We start from the raw sequence: 22,336 nt of genomic DNA, 5'->3' as shown, positions 1-22,336 counted from the left end.
AACGGTAGAGAAATTATCAAACGTAATTAATAGGAATAATTGAGATAGAACTGGAATTGTCCTCCGCGGTCAATGGCGTTGTTCTTCTGAATCGGAATGGCATAGTCCACTGCCAGCGGACCGATGGGCAGGTTCAGGCGCAGGCCGATCCCGTAGTCGGAAACTATTTTGGACGTGCTGAAGTCAAAAGAATCTCCGTTGACAAAACCGATGTCATAAAACACCGCGACGCGCACTTCTTCAATCACAGGAATGGAATATTCAAACTGGCAGAAGAAGGAGGAACGGCCGCCCATCGTCTCATCACCGCTCAGGGCGGGATTGTACGGCGCCACGTCCCGGAAACGGAAACCGCGCATGTTGTATGGCCCGCCGAGGTAGAGGCGCTCAAAAATGGGCACATCGTGGTTGCCATAGGAATCCACGGTAGCCGCACCGGCATTGATGCTGAAAATGGTGTCTCCGCGCAAATTCCAGTAATAGGAGCCATTCACGCCGAAATTGTATGTATGCACATCGCCGCCCAGGCCGGAATAACCGGCCAGCACTTCAAATTTGCCTCCCTTGCGGGGAAAAATCTGCGCGTCGCGGGTATCAATGGTGTAGGAAAGTTCCACATGGCTGCGCAGGTAGTCTCCGTCCTGTTGCCAGAAGAAGATAGGGGCGTTCCCTTCGGCGTCAATACGGTACTGTTCCAGGCGGTATTCCAGTTTCACGTAATCCAGTTCCCCGATCGGCTTGCGGAGAGAAATGGCAAAGCCATAGTTCTGCTGGTCGTAATAATCGGAAAAATATGTGGAATTGCTGTAGAAGATTTCCGTCCCGAAGGCCAGCTTGCGGTGCAGGAACCACGGATCCACCCAGGAAATACTGGCATCCTGCGTTTCAAAACCGACACGGGCGTTAATCGCGAAACGCTGGCCGCCGCCCACGAAAGAGGACCAGTCATACATGTCAAAATTGGACTGGGTGATGCCTGCGAACAGGTAAACGCTTTCAATAGAGGAAAATGCCACGCCGATATTCAGGGACCCCGTACGTTTTTCCGCCACCTCGATATTGATATCACGGTAGCCGGGCCGCGTGGATCCCACCTGGGCTACGTCCACCATGTCAAAATAGTTCAGGTTCTGGAGGCGCTTCTGGGCGGTATCCAAATCCACGGCGTTCATGGGGTCATTGGACTGGAGGGGAAGTTCCTGGCGGATGACGTAATCCTTCGTGCGGTTATTCCCGGTCAGGCGGATATTGCCTACGCGGTAGGGATTGCCTTCCGTCACATGGTACACGATGTTGATTTGTCCGTAACCTGTCTTGGGATCAACGCCCACTTCCTGAATGTCCGGACGCACGGAGGCGTCCGCATACCCCCGGGAACCGTAATAACGGCGGATCATCGTCACGTCGTCGGCCACTTTCTGGGCGGAATAGGTATCCCCGTTGTACATGCTCAGGCCGGGAATCAGTTCCTGGGCCGTAAACACCTTGGTGGGGCCGAAGGCAACCTGGTTGACCTTGTAGCGGCGCCCCTCGGTAAGGGTAATTCTCATCGTCAGCTTGTGCTCATTGCCTTTGCCGGCGTCAAAATATTCCACCTTGTCCAGCTTGACGCGCAGATAACCTTTATTACGGTAATAAGTCACCAATTCCGCCAGATCGTCCTCCACTTGTTCACGGTCAATGCGTCCGGATTTGGTAATCCAGGTCAGCCAGCCCTTCTCCTTGGTTTTCATCACCTGTCGGAGATCCTTGGCGCTGATGTGTTCATTGCCCACAAAGTCAATCTTGATAATATTGGCCTTCTTTCCTTCGTTAATGTCGAAGACCACATCCACAAAGCCGGGCCGTTCCGTTTTCTGGTAAAAATAGGAAACACGTACATCCGGATATCGGGCTTCCTGGTAATAAGTGCGCAGCTTGGCAATAGCGCTGCTCAGGGCCTTGTCGCTGAGAGCTTCCCCCCCCTTCAGCCCGCATTCCTCGGAGAGGTCCCTGTTGTCGAACGCGGTATTGCCGCGGAACCCCACGCCGCCCAGCAGATTCTGGGCCGCCATTTCAAACACCACCGCCACGCCGTCGCCGGAAGGCTCCACGGCTACTGTTGTATTGCCGCCTACCAGACCGCTTTCCAACAACCGTTCCAAGTCCTTGTTAACCACTTCCGGGGAATAACTGGTGCCCGGCTGCGTAGCCAGCAAATTTTTCAGACGGTCTTCGGACACGGTCTTGCCGGTGCTTCTGTACCGCACGGAAACGCTCTTCACAGGCCGCCCCTCATACGCCTGGTCACCGGGAAGAAGCCCCGTGCCCGGCCCCAGTTCCCGCATTACCTGTTCCGGAGTCATCACGGAACCATAGGCGCCTCTGTTAAGGGAAGTTTCATCCTGGGCCAAAACAGCCGAACACGCTATCAAGGGAAAGGAAACACACAAAAAAACGGGACGGATCATGAGCGCTGAACTTAATGCTTGGGATATAAAGGACTTTTCCTCTTGCATAGTCAAGACGTGATTCCGCGTAGAACACAGTTGCCCCGTATTTCTTACGCCGCGTGCGCATGCGCGCTCAGGAGGACAATTGTGTCATTCCCGTGCAATAGCTTGCACTCCAGATACCCTCTCATTAAAGTTGTCGCCGCTCGTGTTTTGACCGCTGCCGCCATCCCGGAGCTGAAACAGAACCACTTTCAATTAACACTGACCGTATTATTTATGGAAATCAACGTTGATATTCAACCGGACTGCACAGCCACGCTGAAAGCTTCCATCCCCGCAGAAACCACGGCTGCGCGCCGCGCCTCCATTGTAGATTCCTATGCCGCCAAAGCCAAGCTTCCCGGCTTCCGCCCCGGCAAAACACCCAAGTCCATCATTGAAAAGCGCTTCAAGAAAGAAATTGAAGAAGAACTGCTGGACACCCTTTTTGAAACGGCCTGCTCCACCGCTCTGGAAGAAAACCCCAAATTGAAAGTGCTCAACTTCGGAAAGCCGGAACAATCTCTGGATGACCAGGGCAACTACACCGCTACCAGCACGATGACCGTGGTTCCCGAATTTGAATTGCCGGAATACAAAGGCATCGAAGTCAAGGTTCCCTCTTCCGAAGTAACGGAAGCAGACGTAGAGGAAGCTCTGAACTCCCTGGCTGAACAAATCGCGGAATTCACCCCTGTGGACCGCGCTGCCAAAAAAGACGACGTAGCGATTATCGACTTCAAAACCACGTTGGACGGCAAGCCCGTAGCGGAAGCCGTAGGCAAACCCGTAGGCTTCCTGGAAGGCCGTGACGGCCAGTGGATGAAGGTGGAAGACGATCAATTTCTGCCCGGCTTCGCCTCTGCCCTGGAAGGCCTGAATGCCGGTGACAGCAAGGATATCACCGTCACGATTCCGGATACCTTCCCAATTACGGAGCTGCGCGGCAAGGAACTCGTATTCCATGCCACTGTGAAAGAAGTACGGGAAAAACAGCTTCCGGCCATGGATGACGCTTTTGCGGAAAAAGTTCTTCCCGGCAAAAACCTGGAAGAATTGAAAACTGCCCTGAAGGAAAACCTGGCCCAGCGCAAAGCCATGCAAATTGATGAAGCCAAGGCCGATCAGATCACGGAAAAGCTGGCGGACATGCTTGACTTCAACCTTCCGGAAGCTGTCGTAGAACGTGAAGTGTACGGCATCCTCCAGCAGAAAATGCAGCAGGCCATGTACAGCGGAAATGCCCCGGCAGACATGGATAAGTTTGTGGAGGAAGCCCGGGAAGAAGCCAAACAGGAGGCCAAGCGCAACCTCAAGGTCTTCTTCATGCTTCAGGAAGTGGCGCAGGTAGAAAAAATTGCCGTCACGGAAATGGAGCTTTACAACGAAGTGGCCCGCCAGGCCCGCCAGCAGAAAAAGAACCTCAAATCCTACATTCGCGAACTCCAGCGCGAAGGCCGTGTGCATGGCATCAGAATGAGCCTGCTGACAGCCAAGGTTCTGGACTTCCTGACAAAAGAGGCCAAAGTAACGGTAGACGAGCAGTAACCCCTCCTCTGCACAAAACACCTTACCAGGGGGAGTTGGCGCACACATGCCCGACTCCCCCGTTTTGCGTCCTGCGGACGGGTAACATACATTGAAAAAACAACATCCAATCTTCCATAAACATGTTTCAAGACCAATCTTCCAAATCAACCCCCGCAAACTCCTATTATGTGCCCATGGTGGTGGAGCAGGACGGCCGCGGCGAACGCGCCTTTGACATTTACTCCCGTCTCCTGAAAGACCGCGTTATCTTCATCGGCTCCGCTATTGACGACGATGTGGCGAATTCCGTCATTGCCCAGCTTCTGTTCCTTCAGATGGCTGACCCGAAAAAAGACATCCACGTCTACATCAACTCCCCCGGAGGATCCGTCACGGCGGGTCTCGCGATTTACGATACGATGCAATTCGTCTCTTGTGACGTAAATACATATTGCCTGGGCATAGCGGCCTCCATGGGTTCCGTCCTTCTGGCTGCAGGAACTCCCGGCAAACGCTTCTGTCTGCCGAACTCCCACGTTATGATTCACCAGGTTTCCGGAGGTGCCCAGGGAACCGCTTCAGATGTGGAACGCACCATCGGCTTCATGTTCAACCTCAAAAAACGCCTCAACGGCATTCTGGCCAAACATACCGGTAAGACGGAAAAGCAAATTGAAAAGGATGCTGACCGCGACAACTACATGACTGCTGAGGAAGCCGTGGCCTACGGCCTGGTTGATAAAATTCTGGCGCATCACTCTGATGACCAGGGCGACAAGAAAAAGACCAAGGCCTGACCCTTTCCCTCCGCCATTTCTCTCTCTCTACCTGAAAAACCATGTCCGGTTCCACCCCTCATCTTCCTGCCTGTTCCTGCTGCGGCAAGCCCGGGAACAAGGTGGACAAACTCATCCAGATTGCGGAAGACTTTTACATCTGCAACAATTGCGTTGAAATTTGCGTCAACATGATTGTGAAGGACACAGGCCTTCCGATGGCAACCCGTTTCATCCGCGGCATCCTGAACATGGAACCCTCCGCGTACGCCATGTGCCAGGCGGAAGCCCGCAAGGCGGCAGCCGCGGACATGCTCAGGGAAACGGCGGCCGGCCCGGCCTCCTACGAAGGCCCGCTGCCCACCCCGGAAGAAATGTGCGCCACGCTCAACCAGTATGTCATCGGGCAGGACTACGCCAAGAAAGTGCTTTCCGTAGCCGTGTACAACCACTACATGCGCCTGCGCCAAAGCGCCGTCATGCTGGAAGACAAGTCCCTGGACGATGTGGAAATTGAAAAATCCAACATCCTGCTGGCCGGCCCCACCGGTTCAGGGAAAACCCTGCTGGCGAAAACGCTGGCGAAAATGCTCAACGTCCCGTTCTGCATTGTGGACGCCACCACGCTGACGGAAGCCGGTTACGTAGGAGAAGATGTGGAAAACATCATCCTGCGCCTGCTTCAGGCTGCCAACTTTGATGTAGCGAAAGCGGAACAGGGCATCATCTATGTGGATGAAATCGACAAAATCGGACGCAAAACACAAAATGTCTCCGTTACGAGGGACGTCTCCGGGGAAGGCGTGCAGCAGGCTCTGCTGAAAATCATTGAAGGCACCATCTGCAATGTTCCTCCCACCGGAGGCCGCAAGCACCCGCAACAGGAATACATCCGCGTCAATACGGAAAAAATCCTCTTCATTGTGGGCGGCGCTTTCGTCGGCCTGGAAGACATCATCCGCAAACGCCTCGGCGCCACCCAGATGGGATTCGGAGCCATCACGGAACAACGCGACCGCAAGGAATATTCGGAAGAGGAAATACTGGCACAGGCCATGCCGGAAGACCTCTTCTCCTTCGGCATGATTCCGGAATTCGTGGGACGCCTGCCCATCTTCTGTCCGCTCTCCAAGCTGGATGAAAACCAGCTCGTCCGCCTTCTTACGGAACCCAAAAACGCCCTGGTCAAGCAATATTCCAAACTGCTCGCCATGTACGGCGCCAAACTGGACGTGCAGCCGGACGCCCTGAAAGCCATGGCCGCCGAAGCCATGAAACGCGGCACGGGAGCCCGCGCTCTGCGTTCCATCTTTGAAACCCTCATGCTGGACGTCATGTACAAAGTGCCCAGCATGAAGAATGCGGATACCGTTACCATTACCAGGGCAACGGTTACCGGCAACAAGCCGGCCCAAATCCACCAGGCCTCCTAACCTCCCCTCCCTGTTCTTCCTCCATGCCGGAATCCCTTACCGTTCTGGGAATAGAATCCTCCTGTGATGAAACGGCAGTCGCCATCCTGCGTTCTGCCGGAGAGGAAAAAGCTCCGGAAATACTCTCCTCCGTCATCTCCTCCCAAATTGCCATTCACCGCCAGCACGGCGGCGTAGTGCCGGAACTGGCTTCCCGCAACCATTCAGCGGATCTTCCCGGAATCATCCGGACCGCTTGCCGCGAAGCCGGAACAGTTCCTGCGGACATTGACGTCTTCGGCGCTACGGGAGGCCCCGGCCTGGTAGCTGCGCTTCTGGTAGGCAACAGCACGGCCAAGGCTCTGGCTTTGGCATCGGGCAGGCCCTTCGTCTCCGTCAATCATCTGGAAGGCCATCTGCTTTCCCCCTTCCTCAAACGCCCCGGCGGTCCCGTTCCCCATCTGGGCATGGTCGTTTCCGGAGGTCACACCCTTTTTGTGGATGTGCGCGGCGTAGGGAACTACCGCCTGCTGGGCCGCTCTCTGGACGACGCAGCAGGGGAAGCCTTTGACAAGGTAGGCAAAATGCTAGGCCTTCCCTATCCCGGAGGGCCGGAAATCGACCGCTTGGCGGCGGAAGGCGACCCGGAAGCCTTTTCTTTCCCCCGGGCCCTGATGAAGGAGCATACAGCCAACGTATCTTTCTCCGGCCTGAAAACGGCCGTTCTCTATACACTGCCCAAAATTACGAAAAACGGCGATCCTCACGGCCTGACCCGGCAAACTCTGCGCGACCTCTGCGCTTCTTTCCAGCGGGCCGTGACGGACGTCCTGATTCACAAGGCGCTGAAAGCTTTGCGCGCCTCCGGTCACCGCACCCTTTCCATCTCCGGGGGCGTCTCCTGCAACAGAGAGTTGCGTTCCCGCCTGAAAACCGCCTGTGACCGTGAAAAAGTGGAACTGGTTCTCCCGGACTTCGACCTGACGACGGATAATGCCGCCATGATCGCTTATGTCACCTGTCTCAAAGCCCGCAGGGGACTGTTCCACTCTCTGGATGAAGACGTTGACCCCAATCTTAAATTGACGGAGGATTTAAACAGATCCAAACATTCAACACATTCCTGATAAATATATTATACATGAATCCCCTGTATTTGCGGCATAAAGCTGAAAAAATGTTCATGTTTTCATTGACATCCCGCATCTAAAAACGTAACATAGCGTCCGCTTTTCGTCAGGCAACACGGGAGGATGCTATTTATCCGCTAGAACCGCAGGTTTGGGCGGATTTACGACTTCTCTAGGAGCAGCGAAAGGCGGAAGAAGTCTATGCTTCTGTAGCTCAGGGGTAGAGCGCATCCTTGGTAAGGATGAGGTCGCGGGTTCAATTCCCGCCAGAAGCTCCATCTTCAAGCTAGACCCATAGCAGCCCAAACCTAAACATAATATTATGGCTAAAGAGCAATTCCAGCGCAACAAGCCCCACGTGAACGTGGGCACCATCGGTCACGTTGACCACGGCAAAACCTCCCTTACCGCCGCCATTACTTCAGTGCTCGCTAAGAAGGGTTTCGCCGAAGCACGCGGCTATGACCAGATTGACGCCGCCCCCGAAGAACGCGAACGCGGCATCACCATCTCCACGGCTCACGTTGAATACGAAACGGAAAACCGTCACTATGCCCACGTTGACTGCCCCGGACACGCCGACTATGTGAAAAACATGATCACCGGCGCTGCCCAGATGGACGGCGCCATCCTTGTGGTTGCCGCCTCCGACGGCCCGATGCCGCAGACCCGCGAACACATCCTCCTTGCCCGCCAGGTGGGCGTTCCCGCCATTGTCGTTTACATGAACAAGTGCGACCTGGTTGACGATCCCGACCTGCTTGAACTCGTGGAAATGGAAATCCGCGAACTTCTCAACGAATACGAATTCCCGGGCGACGACACCCCCATTATTAAGGGTTCCGCCGTTAAGGCTCTGGAAGGCGACGCCGCTGCCGAAGAATCCATCATGGAACTTATGGCCGCTGTTGACTCCTACATCCCGCAGCCCGAACGTCCTGTAGACCAGCCCTTCCTCATGCCTGTGGAAGACGTATTCTCCATCTCCGGCCGCGGCACCGTGGCTACCGGCCGTATCGAACGCGGCGTCATCAAGAAGATGGAAGAAGTGGAAATCATCGGCATCAAGGACACCCAGAAAACCGCCGTTACGGACATCGAAATGTTCCGTAAGTTGCTTGACGAAGGCCAGGCCGGCGACAACGTTGGTCTGCTCCTCCGCGGCCTGAAGAAGGAAGATATCGAACGCGGCCAGGTAATCATCAAGCCCGGCACCGTGAAGCCCCACAAAAACTTCAAGGCAGAAGTTTACGTCCTGACCAAGGAAGAAGGCGGCCGTCACACTCCGTTCTTCAACAACTACCGCCCGCAGTTCTACTTCCGTACAACGGACGTGACCGGTTGCTGCACCCTTCCCGAAGGTGTGGAAATGGTGATGCCCGGCGACAACGTCAACCTGGAAGTCCAGCTCATCACTCCGATCGCCATGGAAAAAGCCATGCGATTCGCTATCCGCGAAGGCGGCCGCACCGTGGGTGCCGGTCGTATCAGCGAAATCCTTGACTAAGTTCCTCAGGAACTTGTAGAGGAATCTACATCAGGTTTAATGAGGGGGCCTCCCCGCAGGCCCCCTCATTTCCCACGAAAGAAGAGACTCCAACAGGTCAGTAGTTCAATTGGTAGAGCGTTGGTCTCCAAAACCAAAAGTTGGGGGTTCGAGTCCCTCCTGACCTGCCACTTCTTTCCAAATACACCACCCCACCTTGAAGCATGTTTCGCAAGATTTCTCAATTCATCGCCGAAGTTAAGGGCGAACTTAAGAAGACGACCTGGCCCTGGGAAAGCGACCCCAAGGTGAAAGGTTTCAAAAAATTCCGCGAACTCTGGGGTTCCACTCTCGTCGTACTGATTGCCATGGTATTCCTTGGCGCGTTTGTTGCATCGTTCGACATTTTTCTTCACAGCGTGGTCAACTATCTCATCCAGTTGGCAATCTAGTTTTACTCTCCCCACTTCTTTCTCCGATCATGCCCAGTACCCCAGAGCCTCACGAACAATGGTATGTCCTTCACGTCCTCTCCGGACAGGAAAACAGCGTTCGTGACCGCATCATCCGCAAGGCGAAGGACGCCGAGCTTTCCGACTTCATTTACCGGGTGGAAGTCCCCACGGAACTTATTTCCGAAGTGCGCAACGGCAAAAAAACGGAACGTCACAGCAAACTCTTTCCCGGGTACGTTTATGCCAACATGTACCTGCTGGAAGCGGACGGCACCCTGAACAAGGATCTTTGGTACTTTATCCAGCAAATTGACGGTGTCATCAGCATTGCCGGCTCCCGCAACGCCCCCCTCCCCATGCGCAAGCGCGAGGTGGAAGACCTTCTGCCCCTGTTGGATGCGGAAGCCGTTGCCGCTCGTCCCAAGGTGGAATTCGCCGTCGGCGACCCTGTGCGCGTGTGCGAAGGCCCGTTCCAGAGCCAGGAAGGCACCATCGAAGAAATCGACCCGGAAAAGGGCAAGCTTCGTGTCAGCGTCTCCATTTTTGGCCGTGCCACGCCTGTGGACCTGGAATACTGGCAGGTGGAAAAAGCCTGAATCTTCTTTGCGTCTCCCCCCCATCAGCCCCCTTCCCGTTTATTTTCTCCGCTAACAAAGCAAAACCATGGCAAAAGAAATAACCAAAATCATCAAGCTCCAGATCAATGCCGGAGCCGCTAACCCCTCCCCGCCCGTGGGTCCGGCACTTGGTCAGGCCGGTGTAAACATCATGGCATTCTGCAAGGAGTTCAACGCCGCCACGCAAAAGCAGGCCGGCGATCTCCTGCCGACCGTCATCACGGTTTACAAGGACAAGTCATTTTCTTTCATCACCAAGCAGCCCCCGGGCAGCGTACTTCTCAAGAAAGCCGCAGGCATCGCCTCCGGTTCCGGCGAACCGAACAAAAAGAAAGTCGCCACTCTTTCCAAGGCCAAGCTGATGGAAGTTGTCAACACCAAACTCCCTGACCTCAACACGAAAGACCCTGAACGCGCCGCCCGCATTCTTGCCGGCCAGGCTCGCCAGATGGGCATTGAAGTTGAAGGTATGTAACACTCACCGCAGGAGGATTAAACCAGTCCGAACGCACTGCCAAATACACACATGTCTACCAAACGCAGCAAGCGATATCAAGAAGCAGCCAAGCTTGTTATCCCTAACAAGAACTACAGCATCACGGAAGCCGTGGAAACCATGAAATCCTTCCCGGCACCGAAATTCGACCCGACCGTCACCGTCTCCTTCCACCTGACTGTGGACCCCCGCAAATCCGACCAGATGGTTCGCGGCAGCGTTTCCCTGCCTAACGGCACGGGTAAAAACGTCCGCGTCCTCGTCTTCGCTCAGGGCGATGCCGCCAAGGCCGCCCAGGAAGCCGGAGCCGAATTCGTGGGGTTTGAAGATCTCATCAAGAAAGTCCAGGGAGGATTTGTTGACTTTGATACGGCCATTGCCACCCCCGACGCCATGACGGAGGTTCGCAAGGTTGCCCGTGTACTGGGTCCGCGCGGCCTGATGCCCAACCCGAAAACCGGTACCGTCACGGACGATACGGCCAAGGCTGTGAAGGAAGTGAAGGCCGGCCGCGTTGACTACAAGGTTGACAAGAACGCCAATATCTCCGCCGCTGTAGGCAAGCTGTCTTTCTCCAACGAAAGCATCGCCGAAAACATCGCTGCCCTGATTGATTCCGTCGTCAAGGCCCGCCCGGCTTCCGCCAAGGGCGCCTACATTGAATCTGTCACCGTTTCATGCGCCATGTGCCCCGGTCTGCCGGTTGACACCGCTTCCATCGCCAAACTGTAACCCGAACCGATTTAGCACACCATGAATCCTGACAAGCGTATCATCATTGACGACCTGACCGCTCGCGTCAACGCCTCCCCGTTCCTGATCGTCGTGGACTACACCTCGATCACCGTGCCTGAGTTCACCAATCTGCGTTCCGCCCTGGCCGCCTGCGGCGCTCAGTGCCACGTAGCCAAGAACAACTTCATGCGCACGGCTCTGACGGATGCCGGTCTTCCCGACATCGGAGAACACCTCGTCGGCCAGACCGCTTTCGTGACCGGCGCGTCCGACGTAGCAGGCGCCGCCAAGGCCATCAACACCTTTGCCAAGGCTTCCAAGAAAGCCGAATACAAGGTGGCGATCCTGGATGGAGCCATTCTTTCCGCGGACGAAATCCGTGCCATCGGCGAACTGCCTCCCCGCGATCAGTTGCTTGCCAAACTCCTTGGCACCATCAACGCGGCCGGTTCCGCTCTTGCCCGAGTTATTCAGGCATATGTGGACAAAGAAAACGGCGGCAGCGAAGAACCCGCCGCCTAATACCAACCCCTTGACCGGACGGTCCGGTTGCACTCTAGCCAAATGTGTGAAAACTGGACCCGACTCTCCTACAGGTTCCTTGTCGGAACTCCGGCCGGAGAACTGAAATGCCAAGTTGGCTCTTGGCGCGACTCGAAACCAAACTAGAAAATAATACAATGGCTGATATTAACAAAATCGCTGAAGAACTCGGCACCCTTACCATCTTGGAAGCTGCCGACCTCGTCAAGCTCCTGGAAGAAAAGTGGGGCGTTTCCGCCGCTGCTCCCGTAGCTGCCGCCGGCGCTGCCGCCGCTCCTGCCGAAGCTGAAGAAGAGAAGACCGAATTCAACGTCGTCCTGACGGAAGCCGGCGCCAACAAGATCGCCGTAATTAAGGCCGTCCGCGAAGTGAAGGCCGGTCTCGGCCTGGTGGACGCCAAGAAACTGGTTGAAGGCACTCCCGCCGTCATCCTGGAAGCAGTCTCCAAGGACGAAGCTAACGCCGCCAAGGCCAAGCTGGAAGAAGCTGGCGCCAAGGTAGACGTCAAGTAAGCTTTTTACTTCCCGCGCAACAGGAGAAAAGCCGTTTTTCTCCTGTTGCGCTTCCTCGTCTTCACATCCCGCGTGACCGACTAGAGGCCTTTTATTTCGTAAAACGCTTCCAGTCGGTTCCGTCCCCCAGGGAAAGAACCGCCCAACCCGGCATCCGGGTTCTTTAGGATGCAAACCATAACATCTCCGCCACAGCAGCCCATGTCAAAGCGACTCTACTTCGGGAATATCAAGGAAGTCATCGAACCTCCGAACCTTATTGAGATTCAACTTCAATCATACTTCGATTTTCTACAACAGGACACGCCGGCCGCGGCTAGGAAAAACATCGGGTTACAAGGCGTTCTGAAGGAAATCTTTCCTATCAAGAGCTATGACGAAAACATTGAGCTCGACTTCGTCTCCTATGACATTGAACAGCCGAAGATGAGCGATTACGAGGCCATCCGCGCGGGGGAAACCTACAGCGCCGCCCTTCAAGTCACCTTCAAGCTCAAATCCGACAACGAGTCCAAGGAAGAAACGGTCTATATGGGAGAACTCCCCATGATGACCAACCGCGGCACCTTTGTCATCAACGGTGCCGAACGCGTCATCGTGTCCCAGCTCCACCGTTCCCCGGGCATTTGTTTTGAAAGCGCCCAGCACCTGAACGGAAAACTGCTCCACTCCTTCCGCATCATCCCGGATCGGGGCTCCTGGCTGGAGGTTCAGTTTGACACCAACGACCTGCTTTACGTTTACCTTGATCGCCGCCGCCGCCGCCGCAAATTCCTTGCGACGACGTTTATGCGCTACCTGGGCTTCAAAACGGACCGCGACATCGTCAGCCAGTTCTACAACATCCGCACGCTTCCCCTGAGCGAAGACATGACGGAAGAAGATCTGCACAACCTTGTGGCTGTGGACACGATCAAGGACAAGGATCTGGTTCTTGCCAAGGCTTTCGAACAGCTCAATATGGGTGTGGTTCGCCAGCTCCTCCAGTTCGGCATCAAGAAAATCGACGTCATTGACCAGAGCGAGGACGACGTGCTGATTAAAACCCTGAAGAAGGATCCCGCTCACGACGAAGAATCCGCCCTCAAGGAAATCTACAAACGCCTGCGTCCCGGAGATCCCGCTACTGCCGCTCAGGCACGCACCCTGCTTAAGAGGCTTTTTGACGATCCCAAGAAATACGACCTCACCCGCGTGGGGCGCTACAAAATCAACCAGAAACTCGGACTGGACACCAGTCTGGACCAGCGCCTGATGACGGCGGAAGATTTCCTGGCCGCCCTCAAATACCTCCTGCGTCTCAAGAAGGGCGAAGGCATGGTGGACGACATCGACCACCTGGGCAGCCGCCGCGTACGTGCCGTAGGCGAACTCATGGCCAATCAGTGCCGCGTAGGCCTCGCCCGCACCGAACGCCTGGTCAAGGAACGCATGACCCTCATTGACCAGAACATTGAAGGCGTCACGCCCAGCAAACTTATCAATCCGAAGGCCCTCAGCGCCGTCGTGCGCGATTTCTTCGGCCGCTCCCAGCTCTCCCAATTCATGGATCAGATCAACCCCCTTGCGGAGTTGACGCACAAGCGCCGTCTTTCCGCCTTGGGGCCCGGCGGCCTGAACCGTGACCGGGCCGGTTTTGAAGTCCGGGACGTGCATCCCTCCCACTACGGGCGCATTTGCCCCATTGAAACGCCGGAAGGCCCCAACATCGGCCTGATCAACTCCATGTGCACCTACGCCCGCATCAATGAATTCGGGTTCATTGAAACGCCTTACCGCAAGGTGGAAAACGGCCGGGTCACCAATACCATCGAATACGTCACCGCCGATCAGGAAGAAGGCTATCTCATCGCCCAGGCCAACAACCCGCTGGACGAACAGGGCAACTTCACGACCTCCCGCGTAACCGCCCGTGAAAAAGGCGAATTCATCGAAGTGGATCCGGCAGACGTGCATTACATGGACGTTTCTCCCAAGCAGCTCGTTTCCATCGCCGCCGGTCTTATCCCCTTCCTGGAACATGACGACGCCAACCGCGCCCTGATGGGTTCCAACATGCAGCGCCAGGGCGTGCCTCTGATGGTAGCGGAATCTCCATACGTGGGAACCGGCATTGAAGGCAAGTGCGCCAGAGACTCCCGTTCCGTCGTTCTGGCGGAAGCGGACGGCATCGTGGCCTCCGCCACGGCTGAAGTCATCATCACCACGAAAGACGGGGAACTGCCCGTGCGCCCGGAAGTGTTCCTGTCCGATCCCGACAGTGTGCGCACGGACCGCGACAATGGCGTTTACGTCTATCCCCTGCGCAAGTTCATGCGTTCCAATGCCGGAACCTGCATCAACCAGCGTCCGATCGTGCGCCGCGGCGACAAAATCAAAACCGGCGACGTGCTGGCGGACGGACCGAACACGGACCAGGGCGAACTGGCCCTCGGCCGCAACGTTCTGGTAGCCTATATGCCGTGGAACGGCTACAACTTTGAAGACGCTATTGTCATCTCCGAAAAAACCGTGAAGGAAGACACCTTCACCTCCATCCACATCTCCGAGTTTGAAGTGCAGGCCCGTGATACCAAGCTGGGCCCGGAAGAAATCACCCGTGATATCCCGAACGCCGGTGATGAAGCCCTGAAAAACCTGGACCATGACGGAGTCATCCGCATCGGCGCGGAAGTGAAGCCCGGCGACATTCTCGTCGGCAAAATCACGCCTAAATCGGAAACGGAACTGGCCCCGGAAGAACGTCTCCTTCGCGCCATCTTCGGTGAAAAGGCCGCGGAAGTGAAAGATACATCCCTCCGCGTTCCCTCCGGCTGCACCGGCATTGTGATGGACGTGCGCATTTCTTCCACAGGCTCCGGCCACCACCGCGGCGACCTCGTCGTGGACAGCGCGGAGAAGAAAAAGCAGTTCAAGAAAATCAACGACGAACACAAGAAGAAGAAAGAGCAGCTTATTGACCAGTTGACCAAGAAGCTCTCCGACATTCTTCTGGGCGAAAAAATCCCGTTGGACGTCGTCAACGAACAGACCGGTGAAATCATCATCCCGGCCAACCGGAAAATCACCAAGACCCTGCTGCGCAAGCTGGCCCTGGTTCACGACCACATCGAAATCGAGCCCAGCCCGATCCGCAACAAGATTCTGGAAATCATCACCTCCTTTGAAGGCCGCTTTACGGAACTGGATGACGAACGGGAACACCGACTGGATCAGATGGAATCCGGAGACGAATCCGAACCCGGCGGACTGAAAGAAGTCAAAGTATACATCGCCGCCAAGCGCAAGCTCGGTGTGGGTGACAAGATGGCCGGCCGCCACGGCAACAAGGGCGTTGTCGCCAAGATCGTTCCGGAACAGGATATGCCTTTCCTCGCGGACGGCACTCCGGTGGACATCGTGCTGAACCCCTTGGGCGTGCCTTCCCGAATGAATGTGGGACAGGTGCTTGAAGCCCACCTCGGCATCGCTGCCAGGGCCCTTGGCTTCAAGGTGGCTACCCCGGTGTTCGACGGCATCAGTGAAGAAACCATCTGGAATTACATGTCCGAAGCCAAGAAGGTGGACGGTTTCACATGGATCGGCGACGGCAAGGACGGAACCGTAGGCGGGAAGAGCACCCTTTATGACGGCCTGACCGGCGAACCTTTTCACAACCCGGTGGTGGTAGGCCAGACCTACATGCTCAAGTTGAACCACCTGGTGGCGGACAAGATTCACGCCCGTGCCGTGGGTCCGTACAGCCTGGTCACGCAGCAGCCCCTGGGCGGCAAGGCCCAATACGGCGGCCAGCGTTTCGGGGAAATGGAAGTGTGGGCGCTGGAAGCCTATGGCGCCGCCTATACCCTCCAGGAGCTTCTCACCGTCAAGTCCGACGACGTTCAGGGCCGTACCCGCATTTACGAATCCATCGTGAAGGGGGATAATACCCTGGAAGCCGGAACTCCGGAATCCTTCAACGTTCTGATGAAGGAAATGCAGTCCCTGGGGCTGAACGTACGCCCCGGAAGCAAGGATGAACAACCCTCCCTGCAACTCGGCGGCACGGATCTCACTCCTGTGGACGGCATGACGGAAGGCTTTGACAGCGACGACATGGCCGGCCTGGCGGACGTCGACTTCTCCGACCTCAAATTCTAATATCCACCGCATTCCGCCCCCGTGCCGCAAAACGCGGGGGCGGGCACCAAACATCCTTTAAACTTTCAATATATGTCTGACACCCCCACCATCAGGGAAATGCACGGCCTGAGCGACAAGCCCCGGACCTTTGACCAGGTTGCCATCACCGTGGCGGATCCGGATACCATCCGCAGCTGGTCATTCGGTGAAGTCGTCAACCCGGAAACCATCAACTACCGCACGTTCAAGCCGGAAAAAGGCGGCCTGTTCTGCGAACGCATCTTCGGGCCTACCCGAGACATGGAATGCGCCTGCGGCAAGTACAAGCGCATCAAGCATAAGGGCATCACCTGCGACCGCTGCGGCGTGGAAGTAACCAACGCGCGCGTGCGCCGCGAACGAATGGGCCATATTGAACTGGCCGTTCCGGTTTCCCATATCTGGTTTTACAAATGCATGCCCAGCCGCATTGGCCTTATGCTGGACATGACAGCCCGCCATTTGGAACGCGTGATTTACTATGAAGACTACATCGTGGTAGATCCCGGCAGCACCCCTCTGGAAAAGGGGGCCATCCTGACGGAAGAAGAATTCCGCAATGCGGAAGACGAATACGGCTATGACAGCTTTGAAGCCGGCATGGGCGCGGAAGCCATCCAGAAAATGCTGGCGGCCATTGATCTGCCCACCCTCGTCGCGGATCTTCAGGAACAGCTGGACAATACCAACTCCAAACAGAACAAGCGCAAGATTGCCAAGCGTCTGAAACTGGCCCAGGGGTTCCTTCAGTCCAACACGCGCCCGGAATGGATGATTTTGAACGTTCTGCCCGTCATTCCTCCGGACCTGCGCCCGCTGGTTCCCCTGGAAGGCGGTCGTTTCGCAACGTCTGACCTGAATGACCTGTACCGCCGCGTCATCAACCGCAACAATCGCCTGAAAACCCTCCTGAGCCTCAAAACGCCGGAAGTCATCATCCGTAATGAAAAACGCATGCTTCAGGAAGCCGTGGATGCCCTGTTTGACAACGGCCGCCACGGTCGTGCCGTCACCGGCGCCGGCAACCGCCCCCTCAAATCCCTCTCCGACATGCTGAAGGGCAAGGGAGGCCGTTTCCGCCAGAACCTGCTCGGCAAGCGCGTGGACTACTCCGGCCGCTCCGTTATCGTTATCGGTCCGGAATTGAAACTCAACCAGTGCGGTCTTCCCAAGAAGATGGCGCTCATTCTGTTTGAGCCCTTCATCATCCACCGTCTGAAAGAGCTGGGCTACGTGCACACGGTGCGCTCCGCCAAGAAGCTCATTGACCGCAAGACGCCGGAGGTGTGGGATATCCTGGAAGAAGTGACCAAGGGCCACCCGGTCATGCTCAACCGCGCGCCCACCCTGCACCGCCTCTCCATCCAGGCTTTTGAACCGGTTCTGATTGAAGGCTCCGCCATCCGTCTGCACCCGCTCGTCTGTAATGCGTACAACGCGGACTTCGACGGCGACCAGATGGCTGTACATGTGCCTCTGTCCGTGGAAGCGCAGATGGAAGCCCGCCAGCTCATGCTGGCGCCCAATAATATTTTCTCGCCTGCCTCCGGCAAGCCCATTGCCACACCCACGCAGGACATCATTCTGGGCGCGTACTTCCTGACACACACCCGTGCTGCGGAAGTGCAGAACAATCAGGATAATCATCACCATCTTCCCCTCTTCGAATCCATCGACGAGGTGGAATACGCCATTGCCGCCCGCAAAATCGGCTACCATGACTGGATCCGCCTGCACAACCCGGACTACGGTAAAAAGCCTTCCGAAGTGGTGTATGGGGATGTCACCAAGAAGGTTATCATCACTACTGCCGGACGCGTGCGTTTCAATGAAATCTGGCCCCGGGAACTCGGTTACATTAACCGCAACGTAGGCAAGAAACAGATGGGCGACATCATCTGGCGCTGCTACCAGACCGTCGGCAAGGAACGTACCGTACAGACTCTGGACGCCCTGAAAAACCTGGGCTTCAAGGAAGCAACCCGTTCCGGCTGCTCCATCGGCATCGTGGACATGGTGGTTCCCTCCCAGAAAAAGACGGAAATTGAAAAAGCCTATGCGGAACTGGACAAGGTGACCCGCCAGTATAAGAACGGTATCATCACGGATGGGGAACGCTACCAGAAGGTGGTGGACATCTGGACCCAGACTACGGATGTCATCCAGGCGGCTCTGTACCGCAAGCTGGAACACAACGAAGGCTCCAAGATGGCCAGCCCGCTCTTCATGATGGTGGACTCCGGCGCCCGAGGCAACAAGGCGCAGATCAAGCAGCTCTCCGGCATGCGCGGTTTGATGGCGAAACCCAGCGGCGAAATTATCGAACGCCCCATCACGGCCAACTTCCGTGAAGGCCTTTCCGTGCTGGAATACTTCATCTCCACCCACGGCGCTCGCAAGGGTCTGGCGGATACCGCCCTGAAAACGGCGGACTCCGGCTACATGACCCGCAAACTCGTGGACGTGGCCCAGGATGTCATCGTCCATGCGGAAGACTGCGGCACCAGCAACGGCATCACCGTTCACGCCATTTATGACGGCGACGAAGAAGTGGCGTCCCTTGCCTCCCGTATCTACGGCCGGACTTCCTGCGAACGCATCGTTGACCCCGTCAGCGGCGAGGTTATCGTGGACATCAACGACCTCATTAACGAAAAGCAGGCGGAACAACTGGAAAAAATCGGCATTGAACGGCTGAAAATCCGTTCCGTGCTCACCTGCGAACTCAAGAAAGGCTGCTGCGCCAAGTGCTACGGCCTGAACCTGGCCACCGGACAGGAAGTGAAGATCGGGGAAGCGGTCGGCATTATTGCCGCCCAGTCCATCGGCGAACCCGGCACGCAGCTCACCATGCGTACGTTCCACGTGGGCGGAACGGCCACCACGGCGTTCAAGCAGCCCATTGTGAAAGCCAAGAACGACGGCCGCGTCATCTACACGGAAGATCTCCGCACGGTGGAAAACGCAGACGGCAACTTTGTCGTTCTGAATAAAAACTGCTCCGTCCGCATCGAAAACGAACAGGGCCGCGAACTGGAATCCTACCAGCCCGTCATCGGCACCATCCTGTACGTGCCCAACGGCGGCGCTATCAAGAAGGATGAAACCCTCGCCACTTGGGATCCGTACAACGTACCCGTGATTGCAGAAAAGGGCGGCATCGTCGAATTCAAGGATATGATCGTCGGCATCACCGTTTCCAAGGAAACGGACCGGGAAACCGGAGCCTCCTCCCTTGTCGTCATGGAACACAAGCAGGAACTTCACCCGCAGGTGGTCATCCGCGATGCCAAGACCCGTGAAGTTCTGGCTCATCATGCCATTCCCGCAGGCGCCAACCTCACCGTGAAGGACGGGGAAACCATCTCCGCCGGCACGATGGTGGCCAAGACGCCCCGCAAGGTAGCCAAGACGAAGGACATCACCGGCGGTCTGCCCCGCGTGGCGGAACTGTTCGAAGCCCGCAAGCCCAAGGATGCCTGCACCATTGCACGCGTGGAGGGCATTGTGCGCCTCAGCAGCAAGAATACCTCCCGCGGCAAGAAGGTCATTACCATTGAAACACCCACGGGCGAACTGGTGGATCATCTGGTTCCGATGAACAAGCACGTTATCGTTCATGAAGACGACCATGTGCATCTGGGCGACCAGCTTACGGAAGGCCCCGTCTCTCCGGAAGAAATTCTGGATGTCTGCGGCAAGGAACGCCTTCAGGAACACCTCGTCAACGAAGTTCAGGAAGTGTACCGCCTCCAGGGTGTGGAAATCAACGACAAGCATGTGGAAATCATCGTGCGCCAGATGCTTCGCAAGGTAGTCATCACGGAACCCGGCAATACCGAATTCCTGTGGGGAGACCAGGTGGACAAGACTACGTTCGACCGCATCAATGAACAAACCGTAGCCCAGGGAGGCCAACCGGCCGCAGCCAAGCCCGTTCTGCTCGGCATCACGAAGGCCTCCCTGGAAACGGAATCCTTCATTTCCGCGGCATCCTTCCAGGATACCACGCGCGTTCTGACGGAAGCATCCACCCTCGGCAAGACCGATACGCTGGAAGGCTTCAAGGAAAACGTCATCATGGGCCACCTCATTCCCGCCGGCACCGGATTCTCCCGTTACAGCAAGATTGAAGTGGAACCCGCAGAGGGCGCAGAAGAAATCGCGTCGGCCAGCGAAGAAGAGGAAGCGGCGGAACTTGCCGAAGACATGTTGAACGATACCATCAACTTCGACAACGAACGCTAACCTGTTCTCTCCACCCACACTTCAAGGGCCGCTCCCCGTTTCCGGGGGGCGGTCTTTTTTATGTCTTCTCCGCGTTATTTCACGAAAAGAGGAAAAGCGGATTGAAAATTCGGCGATGATTCCAATATTGGCCCATGCAATATAAAATTTGATATTTTATATTCAAAATGAAAGTCTTATAGTATACCTCCCTTGCTTCAAGGGGGGAGGTAAATGAAAAGGTGAAAATCCCATTTTAGAAATTTAAAAAATCATAATGCACTTACAGTAAAAGTATGAGAATCCGGGAACTGGTATTTTCAACTTGACATCGAATTTTCAATCCGTTATATACATAAAAAATTAACATCTAATATTTTTATAATGCGTCTCCATCTGCCTATTACCCTGCTGGCGGCTGTTCTGGCTTGTTACACCAGTGTTTCCCTGGCCGTCCCAACATCTGAATCCCCCGCATGGGGAGCGAACTCCACCTTTAATAACAATGAGCCCGCCAATGAGTATTCAGTTACTGGGAGCCAATCCGTCAACCTTGATGTAAATTCAGGAAACAACAATTATTCCACAGGACTTTATATCGGAGCAGGCTCCTCGTTTACCATTAATCAGAATACGAACGGCGCCTGTACCATCAATTTGAACGGGGCATTTGCCGGAGAAGGAAATTTGACGCTGGTAGCGGCTAACGGCAATGCCGGCTATGCCTCCAAGTTTGTGCTTGGTTCCCAGGAAAGCAGTTTTTCCGGGAACATTATCCTTTCCCAGAAGGGGACGCAGCCCGGCGGGGCCATTCTCCAGATTACGGGAACGGCTCTCGCCAACGCAACGGTAGATTTGTCAGGCTCAATCAATCAAAGTTCCAGCGCCCTGACGTTGCAAATTTCCAATGCCGCCTCTCTGGCCGGTTTAAATGATGCTGACGGCTTCAGCGGAACACATAAAGGACGCGTCCAGTCGGCTAATTCCTCCAGAGCGAATCTTACCCTGACGGGCAACGGAAATTACACGTATGGGGGAAGTATCGGGGCAACCACGCAGCATTCCGGAGTAAACGGCAACACTACTCCCACGGGAGGAATAAATCTGATTATGGCCGGAACAGGCACGCAAAACCTGACGGGATCCGTCATCAACGCGAATATTACGGCCCAAGGTGGCACCTTGAAAATCAACAATTCTTCCCTGGCCTATTCCGGAATAATCACCATGGCGGGAGGAACGCTGGATTTCACCTCCGCCACTCTGGGGGCAAATTCCGTTCTGAACATGAACGGCACCGGCATATTGAAAAACGCAGCAATTGACGGAGCCAAGCTAACCTATACGGAATCCGGTTCCTCCTTTACCAAGGAAAATGTAACTTTCACTTCAGGCACCATTGACATCGGCGGCGCGCTTGACAGCCTGGTAGAGGGAGAGCAGGGATACACGTTTGATTTAGGGAACAACCTTGGTACGAATTTTACCGTATTGGGCTTAGAGACAGGGCAATATAGAATAGAAGGCAGCGTGCTGACGATAGAAGACGGGGCGATATCCAGCGTGACGTGGGTATCTGCGGGAGCGGGAGGGGCATTGGAAGAAACGGTCAAGAATGCCTTTACGCTGGCTCTTGGGGAGGGAAGTGCGGCCAACGTCAGCCTGGGCTATCTGAACGGTACGCTGACGACGAGCGGGGACAAAGTCTATCAAATCACCAACACCGGCGGAACCAAAATCAACCTGAACGGGGTATACAACAGAGGGGAGACGCTGCCGTCC

At 55.7% G+C, this 22,336-nt stretch carries 14 protein-coding genes, 2 tRNA genes and 1 pseudogene; 16 read left to right on the top strand and 1 reads right to left on the bottom strand.

What is annotated here, in order from left to right; genetic code table 11:
- Window positions 1-26: 26 nt before the first annotated feature.
- Entirely contained in the window at window positions 27-2,345 is a 2,319-nt protein-coding gene (gene bamA / locus BHW66_RS04885; protein WP_237970283.1) for an outer membrane protein assembly factor BamA, read from the bottom strand.
- A gap of 366 nt (window positions 2,346-2,711) precedes the next feature.
- On the opposite strand from bamA, the gene tig reads away from it, so the two are divergent.
- The 16 genes and pseudogenes from tig to BHW66_RS04805 form a co-directional block, all read left to right on the top strand.
- Window positions 2,712-4,022, top strand: a complete 1,311-nt coding sequence (gene tig / locus BHW66_RS04880; protein WP_102737570.1) for a trigger factor — start codon at window positions 2,712-2,714, stop codon at window positions 4,020-4,022.
- Between the two features lie 122 nt (window positions 4,023-4,144).
- A complete protein-coding gene (locus BHW66_RS04875; protein WP_022197884.1) occupies window positions 4,145-4,801 on the top strand; it encodes an ATP-dependent Clp protease proteolytic subunit in 657 nt (218 codons plus the stop codon).
- Between the two features lie 41 nt (window positions 4,802-4,842).
- The gene (clpX, locus tag BHW66_RS04870) at window positions 4,843-6,213 is read left to right on the top strand and encodes an ATP-dependent Clp protease ATP-binding subunit ClpX (protein ID WP_046434524.1); all 1,371 of its coding nucleotides are present in this window, start codon (window positions 4,843-4,845) and stop codon (window positions 6,211-6,213) included.
- Window positions 6,214-6,236: 23 nt separating this feature from the next.
- Window positions 6,237-7,319: a tRNA (adenosine(37)-N6)-threonylcarbamoyltransferase complex transferase subunit TsaD gene (gene tsaD, locus BHW66_RS04865; protein WP_046434522.1), complete on the top strand. Its 1,083-nt coding sequence runs from the start codon at window positions 6,237-6,239 to the stop codon at window positions 7,317-7,319.
- A gap of 206 nt (window positions 7,320-7,525) precedes the next feature.
- Window positions 7,526-7,600: transfer RNA gene (locus BHW66_RS04860), tRNA-Thr, on the top strand.
- A gap of 44 nt (window positions 7,601-7,644) precedes the next feature.
- A complete protein-coding gene (tuf, locus tag BHW66_RS04855) occupies window positions 7,645-8,829 on the top strand; it encodes an elongation factor Tu (protein ID WP_102734414.1) in 1,185 nt (394 codons plus the stop codon).
- A 94-nt stretch (window positions 8,830-8,923) separates the two neighbouring features.
- Window positions 8,924-8,999 (top strand) — tRNA-Trp (locus BHW66_RS04850).
- Window positions 9,000-9,032: 33 nt separating this feature from the next.
- On the top strand, window positions 9,033-9,260 hold the full coding sequence (locus tag BHW66_RS04845; protein ID WP_012420088.1) for a preprotein translocase subunit SecE: 228 nt from the start codon (window positions 9,033-9,035) through the stop codon (window positions 9,258-9,260).
- A gap of 29 nt (window positions 9,261-9,289) precedes the next feature.
- A complete protein-coding gene (nusG, locus tag BHW66_RS04840; RefSeq protein WP_012420087.1) occupies window positions 9,290-9,859 on the top strand; it encodes a transcription termination/antitermination protein NusG in 570 nt (189 codons plus the stop codon).
- A gap of 67 nt (window positions 9,860-9,926) precedes the next feature.
- Window positions 9,927-10,355, top strand: a complete 429-nt coding sequence (gene rplK, locus BHW66_RS04835; RefSeq protein WP_022197881.1) for a 50S ribosomal protein L11 — start codon at window positions 9,927-9,929, stop codon at window positions 10,353-10,355.
- A gap of 51 nt (window positions 10,356-10,406) precedes the next feature.
- The gene (rplA, locus tag BHW66_RS04830) at window positions 10,407-11,108 is read left to right on the top strand and encodes a 50S ribosomal protein L1 (protein WP_022197880.1); all 702 of its coding nucleotides are present in this window, start codon (window positions 10,407-10,409) and stop codon (window positions 11,106-11,108) included.
- A 21-nt stretch (window positions 11,109-11,129) separates the two neighbouring features.
- Window positions 11,130-11,633 carry a 50S ribosomal protein L10 gene (rplJ, locus tag BHW66_RS04825; RefSeq protein WP_012420084.1) on the top strand — a complete coding sequence of 168 codons (504 nt, stop codon included), beginning with the start codon at window positions 11,130-11,132 and terminating at the stop codon, window positions 11,631-11,633.
- A 158-nt stretch (window positions 11,634-11,791) separates the two neighbouring features.
- Entirely contained in the window at window positions 11,792-12,166 is a 375-nt protein-coding gene (gene rplL, locus BHW66_RS04820) for a 50S ribosomal protein L7/L12 (RefSeq protein WP_012420083.1), read from the top strand.
- 201 nt (window positions 12,167-12,367) lie between these two features.
- Entirely contained in the window at window positions 12,368-16,306 is a 3,939-nt protein-coding gene (rpoB, locus tag BHW66_RS04815; protein WP_012420082.1) for a DNA-directed RNA polymerase subunit beta, read from the top strand.
- Between the two features lie 72 nt (window positions 16,307-16,378).
- The gene (gene rpoC, locus BHW66_RS04810; protein WP_046434515.1) at window positions 16,379-20,575 is read left to right on the top strand and encodes a DNA-directed RNA polymerase subunit beta'; all 4,197 of its coding nucleotides are present in this window, start codon (window positions 16,379-16,381) and stop codon (window positions 20,573-20,575) included.
- Window positions 20,576-20,938: 363 nt separating this feature from the next.
- A pseudogene (locus tag BHW66_RS04805) lies at window positions 20,939-22,336 on the top strand (autotransporter domain-containing protein); the annotation flags it as partial.

Source organism: Akkermansia sp. 54_46 (genome assembly GCF_001917295.1).
In the GTDB taxonomy this organism is placed as follows: domain Bacteria; phylum Verrucomicrobiota; class Verrucomicrobiia; order Verrucomicrobiales; family Akkermansiaceae; genus Akkermansia; species Akkermansia muciniphila.
The sequence above is the reverse complement of the archived record's forward strand: the minus strand, read 5'-3'. Positions and strand labels throughout refer to the sequence as shown.

Bases quoted from the DNA above. Each gene is read 5' to 3' on its own strand.
- bamA (WP_237970283.1), bottom strand. From the start codon at position 2,345: ATGACTCCGGAACAGGTAATGCGGGAACTGGGGCCGGGCACGGGGCTT.
- tig (WP_102737570.1), top strand. From the start codon at position 2,712: ATGGAAATCAACGTTGATATTCAACCGGACTGCACAGCCACGCTGAAA.
- BHW66_RS04875 (WP_022197884.1), top strand. From the start codon at position 4,145: ATGTTTCAAGACCAATCTTCCAAATCAACCCCCGCAAACTCCTATTAT.
- clpX (WP_046434524.1), top strand. From the start codon at position 4,843: ATGTCCGGTTCCACCCCTCATCTTCCTGCCTGTTCCTGCTGCGGCAAG.
- tsaD (WP_046434522.1), top strand. From the start codon at position 6,237: ATGCCGGAATCCCTTACCGTTCTGGGAATAGAATCCTCCTGTGATGAA.
- tuf (WP_102734414.1), top strand. From the start codon at position 7,645: ATGGCTAAAGAGCAATTCCAGCGCAACAAGCCCCACGTGAACGTGGGC.
- BHW66_RS04845 (WP_012420088.1), top strand. From the start codon at position 9,033: ATGTTTCGCAAGATTTCTCAATTCATCGCCGAAGTTAAGGGCGAACTT.
- nusG (WP_012420087.1), top strand. From the start codon at position 9,290: ATGCCCAGTACCCCAGAGCCTCACGAACAATGGTATGTCCTTCACGTC.
- rplK (WP_022197881.1), top strand. From the start codon at position 9,927: ATGGCAAAAGAAATAACCAAAATCATCAAGCTCCAGATCAATGCCGGA.
- rplA (WP_022197880.1), top strand. From the start codon at position 10,407: ATGTCTACCAAACGCAGCAAGCGATATCAAGAAGCAGCCAAGCTTGTT.
- rplJ (WP_012420084.1), top strand. From the start codon at position 11,130: ATGAATCCTGACAAGCGTATCATCATTGACGACCTGACCGCTCGCGTC.
- rplL (WP_012420083.1), top strand. From the start codon at position 11,792: ATGGCTGATATTAACAAAATCGCTGAAGAACTCGGCACCCTTACCATC.
- rpoB (WP_012420082.1), top strand. From the start codon at position 12,368: ATGTCAAAGCGACTCTACTTCGGGAATATCAAGGAAGTCATCGAACCT.
- rpoC (WP_046434515.1), top strand. From the start codon at position 16,379: ATGTCTGACACCCCCACCATCAGGGAAATGCACGGCCTGAGCGACAAG.